Origin of the sequence: Pseudoduganella sp., assembly GCF_041914865.1 — a bacterium.
In the GTDB taxonomy this organism is placed as follows: Bacteria; Pseudomonadota; Gammaproteobacteria; order Burkholderiales; family Burkholderiaceae_D; genus Rugamonas.
The window spans coordinates 22,730-34,416 of the sequence record NZ_JAYSCO010000060.1 but is presented as its reverse complement, the minus strand read 5'-3'; the positions used below and the strand labels follow the sequence as shown (position 1 = coordinate 34,416).

The following is an 11,687-nucleotide window of genomic DNA, read 5'->3' as shown; positions in this document are numbered from 1 at the left end:
CCGAGCGCGTCGCGCCGCCCGTTGCGGTGCCGGCCACGCCGCCGGTGGCCCCCGCCCAGTCGCGCCCCGTGCCGCGCCCGCCCGACGCCGCCCCCGGCCGCAACACCGGCAGCGGCACCCAGCCCGGTGCCGGCGCACCCGGCGGCCGCGCGCAGGCTGGCCGGACGGCAGGCACGGGCCCGGCATCGCCCAAGACCGACGCCGGCGCAGCCGACGGCAACCCGCCGCCGCCCGGCAGCCAAATCGACAACAATGCCTGATCGCAAACATTATGTTGCTCACACGCACTACCCGGCAGGCCTGGCACTGGCCGCGCGCGCCAGACCTCTGCATAATCGGCGGCATGACTTCGCTGCCCCGCCGCCGCCTGCTGCGCACCACTGCCCTGCTGCTGGCCGGCGCGCTTGGCTGTCCGCCGCGTGCCAAGGCCCAGCAACCGGTCACCCTCATCGTCGGCGAAGCGCTGGACGAAAGCGGCAAGGTCAAACCGTTGCGCGCGTGGCAACAGAAACTGTTCGACTACCTGCAGCAGGAACTCGGCGTCGAGTTCGAGGTGCGCAGATACCCGTGGGCGCGCGCCGAGCGCAATGCGCGCCACGGGGCCGGCCTGGTGTTCGGCCTGCCCAAGACGCCGGAGCTTGAACGCGAACTGCGCTTCAGCGAACCGGCCATGCGCAACACGCTGTGGCTGGTCACGCGCAGCGACGCCACCTTCCCGTTTGCATCGCTGGCCGACCTGAAGGGCAAGACCATCGGCGCCGTGCGCGGCTACAGCTATGGCGAACCCTTCGAGCAGGCCCGCAATAAACTGTTCCGGGTCGAGGAAGAGATCCCCTCGCGCGCCACGCGCCTGCAGCGGCTGTTGCTAAAACGCGTCGACGCTGTGCTGCTTTACCAGCCCAGCTGGCAGAATGCGGCCGAAGTGGAAGCCGAGCTGCGCGCCTTCGCCGCCCCGCTGGCGCGCGACATTGGCCTGCCCTATGGGGTGACGCTGAGCGTGCTGCCGCACCCGGTGCAAGTGGAGAACGAACAATACTTTGCCATCGCAAAAGGCAAGGATGACGGCCTGATCGACCGCATCAATGCCGCTCTTGCGCGCCAGCAACGACCAGCCGCCCTCGCCAAACCGCGCCGCGCCGCCTGATGCATTAGCGCCGGGATGGGCTAAAGTGAATATCATGCCCTCACCCACCCGGCGCCTCCTGCTGAGATACTGCCCCGTGCTAGCCGCGGCCCTGGCCGGCCTGCCGGGCGGCGCAGCCACGCCCGCAGCGCTGCCGCCCGTGCTGCCCCTGATCATGGGCCAGGCGCTCGACGAAAACGGCAAGGCGCGCCCCTTGCCGGCGCGCCAGCTCAAGCTGTTCGCGCTGCTGGAACAGGGCCTGGGCGTACGCTTCGAGATCCGGCGCTATCCATGGCCGCGCGTGGAGCGCAGCGCGCGCAGCGGCGAAGGGCTGGTGTTCGGCCTGCCGCTGAACGAGGCGCGCCAGGCCGCACTGCGCTACAGCGCGCCGGCGCTCAGCAATACCTTATGGCTGGCGACGCGCAGCGACCGCACCTTCAACTTCGACAGCCTGGCCGACCTGCGCGGCAAGACCGTCGGCGCCGTGCGCGGCTACGGCTATGGCGAGGACTTCGAGCAGGCGCGCGGCAAACTGTTCCAGGTGGCGGACGACCCGTCCTCGCGCGCCCTGCGCGTGCGCCGCCTGCTGCTGCAGCGGGTGGACGCGGTGCTGTTCTTCCAGCCCAGCGGGCGCAGCGCGGCCGAGCTGCAGGCCGAACTGCTGGCCATCGCCGCGCCGCTGGCGCGCGAACTGGGCCTGCCGGCGTCGCTGCGCCTGGCCGTGCTGCCGAAACCGGTGCAGGTGGAGAACCACCAGTACTTCGCCATTGCACACGAGCGGGACCAGGGCCTGATCGAGCGCATTAACGCGATTCTCGCCCGCTGCGCCGCCGCGCGCCGGACGCCCGGCTTGCCCCATTCCCAAAGTTGTGGATAATCACGCCATCTACAAACAAAGGGAGACCCCGAATGAAGCTGAAGCACTCGGCAGGCGCAATGGCGCTGATGGCCATGGCAGCAAGCGCCTGCGCGCAGGACCTGGTAGTAAAGATCGGCCACAGCGGCCCGCTGTCCGGCGCGCAAGCGTTCTCCGGCAAGGACAATGAGAATGGCGCCCGCCTGGCGGTGGAAGAGCTGAACGCCAAGCCGATCACGGTCGGCGGCAAGAAGGTCAAGTTCGAACTGATGTCGGAAGACGACCAGGGCGACCCGAAAGCCGGCGTCTCCGCCGCGCAGAAGCTGGTCGATGCCGGCGTCAAATACGTGGTCGGCCCGTACAACTCCGGCGTCGCCATCCCGGCCTCGCGCATCTACAACGAAGCCGGCGCCCTGATCGCGCCGGTGGCCACCAACCCGAAGTTAACGCAACAAGGTTACAAGGGAATCTTCCGCATCAACGCCAGCGACACCCAGCTCGGCTCCAAGATGGCGCTCTATGCCGCCAATGAGCTGAAGGTGAAGAACGTGGCCGTGATCGACGACCGCACCGCGTTCGGCCAGGGCCTGGCGGAAGAATTCAAGAAGCAGGCGCGCAGCTCCGGCCTGCAGGTGGCCGGCCACGAATACACCACCGACAAGGCGGTCGACTTCACCGCCATCCTGACCAAGCTGAAATCGAAGAATGTGCAGGCGGTATTCTTCGGCGGCTACGCGCCGCAGGGCGCACCGATGGCGCGCCAGATGAAGCAGCTCGGCATCCAGGCCAAGCTGCTGGGCGGCGACACCATCTGCACCGCCGAAATGGGCAAGCTGGGCGGCGACGCGGTGGGCGACAACGTGCTGTGCGCCCAGGGCGGCGCGCTGCTGGAGAAAGCCGCTGCCGGCCCGGCCTTCAAGGCCAAGTTCAAGCAGCGCTTCAAGGCCGAGCCGGACGTGTACGCCTCGGCCTACTACGACGCGGTGCTGATGTACGCCGCATCGATGCAGAAGCTGAACACGATCGACCCGGCCAAGGTCGGCGCCGACATCGCCGCCAGCAGCTACAAGGGCGTGTCGGGCACCTACGCCTTCGACGCCAAGGGCGACATGAAGTCTTCGCCGGTCACCATCTTCAACTTCAAGGCCGGCCAGCCGGCCGCGATTGCGAGCTACTAAGGAACTGCCATAGTTCCTGCGCGACCGGCCCGTGCGGCCGGTCGCTGCGGCGCGCCGCCACCAGTTCCTGCACGCTGCCGGGCATATGGCGCCCGGCCAGCGACAGCAGGCTGCCCTCCTCCAGTTCGCGCTGCACCAGGAAGCGCGGCAGATGGCCCCAGGCCAGCCCCTGCAGGATCACCTCCTTCTTCATCAGCTGGTCCGGCACCGAGCATTGCGGCGCCCCCTCCACCATGAAATAGCTGCGCCCCGGGCGCGCCGCCGTGTCGCGGATGATGCACTGGGTGTGCTCGCGCAGCTGGGCCGGACGCAGCATGCGCGTCGGCGCGAACGGCAGGAAGCCGGGCGCCGCCACCGGCACGAAGGGAATTTTCGCCAGGTCGATCCACTCCAGGCGCGCGTCGCCCTTGTCCACCGCGTGCACGATCAGATCCGCGTCGCCCGCCAGCAGGCGCTCCACCGGCCCGCTCACCGCTTCCACCTGCACGTGCAGGCGGGTGCGCGGGTGGCGGCGGAAGAAGCCGGCCAGCGTGGCCAGCACCTCGCGCTGCGGGCAGATATCGCCGATCACCACGCGCAGCTCATCCTCCTCGCCCATGGCCAGCTGCTGGGCATGCACCTGCAGCCCCGCCAGCTGCGCCAGCGTGGTCTGCGCCTTGCGGTGGAAGGACTGGCCGGCGGCCGTCAGCGCCACGCGGTAGCCGCTGCGGTCCAGCAGCTGCAGGCCAAGCTGCCGTTCCAGGCGCGTGACGGCCGCATGCACGGCCGGATGCGAGCGGTGCAGCAGCTCGGCGGCGGCCTGGAAGCCGCCGCTGCGGGCCACGGCGTCGAAGCATTGCAGGTCGTGCAGGGTGAAAGCGGTCATTGTCAGCATTCCTTACAAAGATATGCCGGACTTTATAATATATTTCCGCCCGCCGCGCACCTACCATGGCTTCCATCGACACCCACCGAAAGGAAGCACACCATGCATATCACCACCGGCGACAACGTGCGCATCGCCTACCGTTGCGACGGCGCGCAGCACCTGCCCGTCCTGATCCTGTCCAATTCCATCGGCACCAGCTACCACATGTGGGATGGCACCGCGCAAGCGCTGGCGCAGCACTTCCGCGTGCTGCGCTTCGACACGCGCGGCCACGGCGCCTCCGGCGTGCCGCCTGGCGACTACTCGCTCGACCGCATGGGGCGCGACGTGCTGGAGCTGATGGATGCGCTGCGCATCGGGCGCGCCCACTTCCTCGGCCTGTCGCTGGGCGGCTTTATCGGCCAGTGGCTGGCGATCCACGCGCCGCAGCGCATCGCGCGCCTGGTCCTGTCCAATACCGCCGCCAGCCTGGGGCCGGACGGCTTCGACCAGCAGATCGCCGCCGTGCGCGCGGCGCCCGACATGCGCCAGATTGCCGAAGGCTTCCTGGGGCGCTGGTTCCCGCCCGCCATGCTGCAGGCCGGCGGCCCGGTCATCGCACATTTCCGCGCCATGCTGCTGGCGACCGAGCGGCAGGGCCTGGCCGGCGCGCTGGCCGCCGTGCGCGACGCCGACCTGCGCCGCAGCGCGCGCCTGATCGAGGCGCCCACCCTGGTGATTGCCGGCGCCGACGATACGGTGACCTCGGCCCGGCACGGCGCCGAACTGGCGGCCGCCATTCCCGGCGCGCGCCTGCTCACCCTGCCCAGCGTGCACCTGCCCAATGTCGAGCTGCCGCAGGCCTACCTGGACGCCGTGCTGCACTTCCTGCATTGACTTGACCAATTGTCATTGTGGGATTTCGTCCACTGTGACAATTGGAGGATTTCCTAAGGGTTTTGCGGACTAGAATTGAATCTGTTGCCGCTGCCCAACTTCCTGTTGGGCCCTACAGCGCAGCGCCTATCGGCCCCGCCTCCGCCGGTACTTGCATTCCCATATTGACTGTTCGCGAGCTGCTTCCATTGCCGGATTGCCATTGCTCGCCCACCCGACGAGGACAACCATGGCCCAGCAGAACGAACCCGCCGAAGTACTCGCTTTCCGCCTCGGCGCCGAGGAATTTGGCATCGATATCCTGGCGGTGCGCGAATTGCGCGGTTACAGCGCCGTGACGCGCCTGGCCAATGCGCCGGCCTACCTGAAAGGCGTGGTCAACCTGCGCGGCCTGATCATCCCGATCGTCGACCTGCGCCTGAAGCTGGGCATGAGCGACGCCAGCTACACCGACTTCACCGTGGTGATCGTGCTGGCCGTGCAGGGGCAGCAGGTCGGCGTCGTGGTGGACAGCGTGTCCGACGTGGTCAGCCTGAACGCCGAACAGATCAAACCGCCGCCGCCAAGCGGCCCTAATTTCCGCCACGACTACCTGACCGGCATCGCTACTGTGGACGAGCGCTTGCTGCAGCTGGCTGACCTGTCCACGCTGCTTGCCGATGTCACTGCTTCCGCCCAGCTCCCGCTGGCGGCCTGAACCCAATTCCGTGGAGAAATCATCATGAAACTGAATCAAATGAAAGTCGGCACCCGCCTGCTACTGAGCTTTATCGCCATCGCCCTGAGCGGCGCCGTCGTGGCCGGCATCGGCATTGTCAATATGGGCAAGATCCATGACATGAACGAGCGCATGTACGAGCAGGAACTGCTCGGCCTGTCCAATATCAAGGAAGCCAACATCAGCCTGATCTACATCGGCCGCGCCATGCGCAGCGTGCTGCTGTCCTCCAGCGAGGCCGACCGCGCCACCCACCTGGGCCGTGTCGAACAGCGCCGCGCCGAGCTGCGCAACTACCTGGCGGAAGCGGACAAGCGATTCTATACCCCGACCGGGCGGGCCGCGCTGGCCCAGCTGCATCGCGATCTCGCTGCTTATGACGCCGACGTGCAGCAGCTCGTGCAACGCGTCAAGAGCCAGCCGCTGCAGGAAAACAATGAACTGGCCAACTTCGTCATGAACAGCATGGCCAAGAAGGCCAACGTGGTGGACGACCGCATGACCGAACTGGCCAAGATGAAGGAAAAGAATGCCGAGGACGCGGCCAAGGCCGGCGCCGCGATGTATGAGTCGAGCCGCAGCTTCATGATCATGCTGGTGATCGGCAGCGCGATGATGGGCCTGGGCCTGGGCGCCTGGATCACCCGTTCGCTGCAGCGCCAGCTGGGCGGCGAACCGGCGGAGGCGGCAGCCATCGCCAGCCGCATCGCCGAGGGCGACCTGTCGGTCGATATCCGCACCAAGCCGAACGACAATTCGAGCATGCTGTTCGCCCTGAGCCGCATGCGCGACAGCCTGGCCAACATCGTGGGCCAGGTGCGCGCCGGCACCGAAACCATCGCCACCGCCACCCAGCAGATCGCCGTCGGCAACCAGGACCTGTCGAGCCGCACCGAGCAGCAGGCTGGCTCGCTGGAGGAAACCGCCTCGTCGATGGAAGAACTGACGTCCACCGTGCGCCAGAATGCCGACAACGCGCGCCAGGCCAACCAGCTGGCGACTACCGCCTCCGAAGTGGCGACGCGCGGCGGCGCCGTGGTGGCACAGGTGGTCGACACCATGGGCGCCATCAATGAAGCGTCGCGGCGCGTGGTCGACATCATCTCCGTGATCGACGGCATCGCCTTCCAGACCAATATCCTGGCCCTGAATGCCGCCGTGGAAGCGGCGCGCGCCGGCGACCAGGGGCGCGGCTTCGCCGTGGTGGCCAACGAAGTGCGCACCCTGGCGCACCGCTCGGCCGACGCGGCCAAGGAAATCAAGGCCCTGATCGAGAATTCGGTGACCTGCGCCGAAACCGGCAGCAAGCTGGTGGACCAGGCCGGCCGCACCATGGATGAAGTGGTGGCCAGCATCGCCAGCGTGAGCGACATCATGGCCGAGATCTCGGCCGCCAGCAACGAGCAGTCGACCGGCATCGACCAGATCAACACGGCGATCACGGAAATGGACCATGTGACGCAGCAGAACGCGGCCCTGGTGGAGGAAGCGGCGGCGGCCGCCGAATCGCTGCAGAGCCAGGCCGGCCAGCTGTCGGAACTGGTGGCGGTGTTCACCCTGCACAAGGCGGCGACCAGCTCCGCCATCACCATGGCAGCGGCGCCGCAAGCGCCGGCCCAGGCGCCCGCCCGCACCCGCGCAGCGGCCGCTGCGGCGCGCCCGGCATCGGCCGCCAAGCCGGCCGCCCGCACCGCCCTGCCGCAACCGGCGCCGGCGCAGCACAGCATCCCGCCGCGCGCCAAAGCCAAGGCCAACGTGGTGCGCGACAACGCCGGCGAGTGGGTGGAATTTTGAGCTGCGCTACGCCTGACCGTCGCCCGCCGCTGCCGCACCGGTGGGCGCAGGCGCCACGCCTGGCGCGCCAGCGGCCACTGGCGGCGCTGGCGCCACGGCGGCGCGAGCCGCCGCGCCGCTAGCGGCAGCAGCGGACCAGACGCTGTCACCCGGCCCGCTGCGCGCACGGCGATGCGCCAGGCGCGCGCCCCAGGCCAGCAGCAGTGCCAGCACCAGCGCGGCCAGGTCGACCGCCACCGCACCCAGGCTGCCATGGGCCCACATGCCCAGCGCCGGGAACCCCAGCGCCAGCAGCGACGTCAGCGGAATGGCCAGCCCCAGCAGCGCGCACAGCGCCAGCAACTCCGCCCCGGCGCGCGCCGCGCCGCGCCAGAAGGCCCACGCCACGCAAGCCAGGAACACGCTGTAGTAGGCCGCCATCAGCGTGGCGTTCAGGTTGGCGGCGCCGGCATGCAGCCACTTGGCCGCCAGTAGCGCGCCCGCCACCCCGGCCACGCTGCCGAGGCAGACGCCGACCGTGGCCGCCGCCAGCAGCAGCGTGCGGCGCGGCTGTGGCGGCAAGGCGTCCTGCCCGCGCAACTGGTTCTTGCGGCGCTTCTCCACCCACAGCAGGTTGCCGCTGTAGAACAGGAAGGCGCCCGCCAGGCCGAACACGAAGTAGACCCAGCGCATCCAGTCGCCGCCATAGCTGCCGAAGTGCAGCGAGAAGAACGGCGCCACGATGCTGCTCCAGGTATCGCTTTTGGTCGGCAGCATGCTGGTGTTCAGCACCTGGCCGCTATACGGATCAAGCAGCACATAGCCTGACTGCGCGCCGCGCACCGCGTAGGCGTCATGCGCCACCCCGGCGCGCACCAGCGGGCGCTTGCCCTCCACGTCCATGTACAGCAGTTCCGTCACCGCGAAGCCGGGCGCTTCCTGCTGCACGCGCTGCAGCAGCGCGCTGGCCGGCATCAGCTGGCTGACGTCGCCCGGCCCCGGTGCGCCGGCCGGGCGCACCCACATCTTGCGCTCGCCGTACACCATTTGCTGCAAGCCGTCGTAGAACTGGTCGTGGAAGGCGAACACGATCACCGTCAAGCTGATTACGATGTGGAACGGCAGGCTGGCAATGCCGATCACGTTGTGGGCGTCGAGCCAGAAACGTTTGCGGTTCCGGCCCTGGCGCAGGGCGAAGAAATCCTTCACCAGCGTCGGCAGCAACAGGACCACGCCCGACACCAGCGCCAGGAAGTACAGCACGCCCGCCACGCCCATCACGTAGACGCCAAGGTATTCGTCGCCCAGGTGGCCCGGGATGCCGCCGGTACGGTGCAGCATGTCGACCATTTCGCCAAACAGCGAGGGCCGCAACTCCTGCGCCTGCAGCGCGCCGTCCGCGCCCAGCGTGGCCTGCCAGCGCATGGCGTCCAGCTGCAGCTCTCGCCCGCCTTCGCCGGCGCTCCAGGTAACGGGCGCCGGGTTGGCTTCGTTGCGCTGCACATGCAGGGTGAATTCCTGGCGCGCCGCCGGGTGCTGTGCCAGCACCTGCGCCACCACGCGGTCCATCTGCTGCGGCGCCAGCGCCGCGAGCGGGGCCGACGGCGCGCTGGCCCAGCGCTCGAGCGGCTGCTTGAACATGGTCAGCGCGCCGCCGAAGAAGCCGATAAACAGCAGGATACCGGCGCAGATGCCGGTCCAGGTATGCAGCGCCTGGTAGACGCGCAGGATATCGCTACGGATTTTCATCGTTCACCCCCGCACGTAGAACAGCAGGGCGTAGGCCGCAGCATTGGCGCCGCCCAGCCACAGGATGGCGCGCAGGCCGCTGCGGAACAGGTAGACCGTGGAAAACACGATCATCCACAACGGCGCCATGCTCCACATGACGAATTGCGCCTTCTCGCGCGCATCGATGCCGCCCGGCCCAAGCCAGGCGAACAGTCCGGCCAGGGCCAGCGCCAGCGCGCCGCCCAGCACGGCGCCGGCAAAGGTCTTGCTCCACCAGTCGGGGCGGATGGCGGGCGGTTTGCCATGCGGCGGGGCGCTCATGCTTTTCCTTTCAACAGTGAGGCGAAGGGCAGCAGGCTGAAGACCAGCATGCTGGCCACGGTCCAGGCGAACACCGCCGCCAGCGGCGACAGCACGGCCCAGGCGGCGGCCAGCGCCAGCAGCAGCGCCAGGGCGCCGGTGGCGGCCCCCAGCGGGCCGACCGGTTGCGCCAGCCAGCCCTGGTGGCGGTGGCTCAGGTAGAGCAGGCAGCAGCCGGCGATATCAAGTAGCAGGAACAGGATCATATTGGGAATGCGCGGCGCGCGCCGGGGGGCAGCGCCAGCGTCAGAAGCCGTAGGTGGCGCTCAGGTAGTAATTGCGGCCCAGTTCAGCAAAGGCGAAGTCCTTGCTCTTCTCGGACAGATCGACATTGCCGAGGTTCTTCACGCCGCTGCGCAGGGTCCAGTGCTTGTCCAGCTTGGCCGACAGGCCCAGGTCGTAGCGCGTGTAGCCCGGCAGCTCCTTGCTGGAGTAGTACTGCTTGCCCGTGTAGTGCGCCGCCAGCGACGCCTGCACGCCCGGCAGCACGGTGTAGGCCAGGCCGATGCGCCCGCTGTTTTCCGGACGGTTGTCCAGCACCGTGGTGACGCCCTTCTCGTTGATGTAGTCGGCCTTCAGGTGGGTGAAGTTGCCCGACAGGGTAAGCGCGGGATGCAGCTGCACGCTGGCTTCCAGCTCCAGGCCCTTGGTCTTGGCCTGCGCCACGTTGACCCAGCGGCGCGCGTTCCTGGCCGGATCGTAGGTGGCCACGATCATGTCGTCCACATCGTTCTTGAACAGCACGGCGGTCAGGTCCCAGCCTTTCCGGTGGATCTCGAAGCCCGCTTCGTAGTTGGTGCTGGTTTCCGGCGACAGGTCCGGGTCGCCGGACAGGAAGCAGCTGCCGCCGCAGCTGACAATGCGGTACTCCTTGCTCAGCTGGTAGGAGTCCGGCGCTTTGAAGGCCTTGCTGATGCCGCCCTTCACGGTCAGCGCACCGCTGCCCTGCCACACCAGGTAGCCCTTGGGCGAGAAGTGGTTGCCGAACACGCTGTTGTCGTCGATACGGCCGGCCAGCGTCAGGCGCAGGTCCTGGGCCAGGGCCAGCTCGTCTTCCACGAAGAAGGCCTTGCTGTCGGTGCTGACCTTGCCCGTATCGAGGTAGCTGGCGCCGTCGCGGATCACCTGGCGGCGCAGGTCGATACCGGCCGTCACGGCATTGCTGCCGAGGGTGGTGTTGCCATAGAACTTGGCGTACGTGTTTTCTTCTTTCAGGGTGCGCTGCTGCGGCGCGTTGTAGCGCGTGTTGAAGTCGTCGATGCGCGCGTTTTCGCGCGTGATGTAGGCGGTGGTAGTGCCCCAGTCCCAGCTGGCGCGGTGCGTCACGCCATAGGTCTTGCGCTCGATCTCCTGGTCGCGCACATCCTTCGTCTCGACCTTGCGGGCCGGATTGAAGGCGTAGTAGTACATCACGCGCGGACGCTTATCCTGGTTGTAGCCCAGGTCGAAGTCGAGCGACTGGTTTTCCGCCAGCTGCCAGGTCAGGGTGCCGGTCAGGTTGGTCGCCTTTTTCTCTTCCAGGCGCGGAGTTCGCGTCTTGTCGCTGGCCGGCGCGCTCCACCAGGCGTCGCGGTCATAGCGCTCGCCACCGAGCGACAGGCTGACCGTCTCGCTCAATGCGCCGGCCACATTGGCGCCGATGCGGTACTGGTCGCCGTCATAGCCGCTGTCGATGGTGCGGTACTCGCCGCTCACGCTGCCCTTCCACTCCTTGCTGGCTGGCCAGGTGATGATGTTGATCACGCCGCCCATGGCGTCCGAGCCATACAGCGCCGCCATCGGGCCGCGCACGATTTCCACGCGCTTGATGCTGGACAGCGGGATCGAGCTGAAGTCGAAATCGCCGCCGCGCCACAGCGCGCCGCCGGACGACACGCGCTTGCCGTTCACCAGCATCAGGGTGTATTTGCCGCCCAGGCCGCGGATGCGGATTTCGTCGCGGCCATTGTCGTCCACCTGGTTGTTCACGCCCACGCTGTCGCGCAGCAGGTCGGCCAGGCCATTGGCCGGCGACCTGGCGATGTCTTCGGCGGTAAGGACGGTGGTGAAGGCCGGCGCGCCGGCCACGGTGTGGGCGCGCATGGAGGCGGTGACCACCACCACGCTGCCATCGGCGATGCCGCCGGCATCGTCGGCCAATGCAGGAACCCCCAGGGCAGCCAGGCTGGCTGCAATAATTGTTTTTTGAATGAACATGACATGAC

At 68.0% G+C, this 11,687-nt stretch carries 12 protein-coding genes; 7 read left to right on the top strand and 5 right to left on the bottom strand.

The window, feature by feature from the left end; genetic code table 11:
- Positions 1-44 precede the first annotated feature (44 nt).
- The 4 genes from ACE3TQ_RS21930 to ACE3TQ_RS21915 all read left to right on the top strand — a co-directional run bounded on the left by ACE3TQ_RS21930 (position 45) and on the right by ACE3TQ_RS21915 (position 3,157).
- Positions 45-260 carry a hypothetical protein gene (locus tag ACE3TQ_RS21930; RefSeq protein ID WP_374584997.1) on the top strand — a complete coding sequence of 72 codons (216 nt, stop codon included), beginning with the start codon at positions 45-47 and terminating at the stop codon, positions 258-260.
- An 83-nt stretch (positions 261-343) separates the two neighbouring features.
- Positions 344-1,144: a substrate-binding periplasmic protein gene (locus ACE3TQ_RS21925; RefSeq protein ID WP_374584995.1), complete on the top strand. Its 801-nt coding sequence runs from the start codon at positions 344-346 to the stop codon at positions 1,142-1,144.
- A 76-nt stretch (positions 1,145-1,220) separates the two neighbouring features.
- Complete coding sequence (locus ACE3TQ_RS21920; RefSeq protein ID WP_374584993.1) at positions 1,221-2,000, top strand: substrate-binding periplasmic protein; 780 nt, start codon at positions 1,221-1,223, stop codon at positions 1,998-2,000.
- Between the two features lie 32 nt (positions 2,001-2,032).
- A complete protein-coding gene (locus ACE3TQ_RS21915) occupies positions 2,033-3,157 on the top strand; it encodes a branched-chain amino acid ABC transporter substrate-binding protein (RefSeq protein WP_374584991.1) in 1,125 nt (374 codons plus the stop codon).
- Here the strand turns inward: ACE3TQ_RS21915 and ACE3TQ_RS21910 are convergent.
- Entirely contained in the window at positions 3,120-4,022 is a 903-nt protein-coding gene (locus tag ACE3TQ_RS21910) for a LysR family transcriptional regulator (RefSeq protein ID WP_374584989.1), read from the bottom strand. The two genes, ACE3TQ_RS21915 and ACE3TQ_RS21910, sit on opposite strands and share 38 nt — an antisense overlap.
- 102 nt (positions 4,023-4,124) lie before the next feature.
- Here ACE3TQ_RS21910 and pcaD point away from each other — a divergent pair, with 102 nt between their 5' ends.
- From pcaD to ACE3TQ_RS21895, 3 genes are all read left to right on the top strand, one after another.
- Positions 4,125-4,901 (top strand): 3-oxoadipate enol-lactonase, encoded by a 777-nt coding sequence (gene pcaD / locus ACE3TQ_RS21905; protein WP_374584987.1) that lies wholly within the window; start codon positions 4,125-4,127, stop codon positions 4,899-4,901.
- 229 nt (positions 4,902-5,130) lie between these two features.
- Complete coding sequence (locus ACE3TQ_RS21900; RefSeq protein ID WP_374584985.1) at positions 5,131-5,598, top strand: chemotaxis protein CheW; 468 nt, start codon at positions 5,131-5,133, stop codon at positions 5,596-5,598.
- 24 nt (positions 5,599-5,622) lie between these two features.
- Entirely contained in the window at positions 5,623-7,413 is a 1,791-nt protein-coding gene (locus ACE3TQ_RS21895) for a methyl-accepting chemotaxis protein (protein WP_374584983.1), read from the top strand.
- 6 nt (positions 7,414-7,419) lie between these two features.
- Here ACE3TQ_RS21895 and ACE3TQ_RS21890 read toward each other — a convergent pair whose 3' ends face one another.
- From ACE3TQ_RS21890 to ACE3TQ_RS21875, 4 genes are read right to left on the bottom strand one after another with little or no spacing between them, the layout of a single operon-like run.
- Positions 7,420-9,141, bottom strand: coding sequence for a PepSY-associated TM helix domain-containing protein (locus tag ACE3TQ_RS21890; protein ID WP_374584981.1), 1,722 nt, complete (start codon positions 9,139-9,141; stop codon positions 7,420-7,422).
- Between the two features lie 3 nt (positions 9,142-9,144).
- Positions 9,145-9,444, bottom strand: coding sequence for a hypothetical protein (locus ACE3TQ_RS21885; RefSeq protein WP_374584978.1), 300 nt, complete (start codon positions 9,442-9,444; stop codon positions 9,145-9,147).
- Positions 9,441-9,689, bottom strand: coding sequence for a hypothetical protein (locus ACE3TQ_RS21880; protein ID WP_374584977.1), 249 nt, complete (start codon positions 9,687-9,689; stop codon positions 9,441-9,443). The genes ACE3TQ_RS21885 and ACE3TQ_RS21880 overlap by 4 nt, the downstream gene beginning before the upstream one ends.
- Before the next feature lie 40 nt (positions 9,690-9,729).
- Complete coding sequence (locus tag ACE3TQ_RS21875; RefSeq protein ID WP_374584975.1) at positions 9,730-11,679, bottom strand: TonB-dependent receptor plug domain-containing protein; 1,950 nt, start codon at positions 11,677-11,679, stop codon at positions 9,730-9,732.
- Positions 11,680-11,687: the final 8 nt, after the last annotated feature.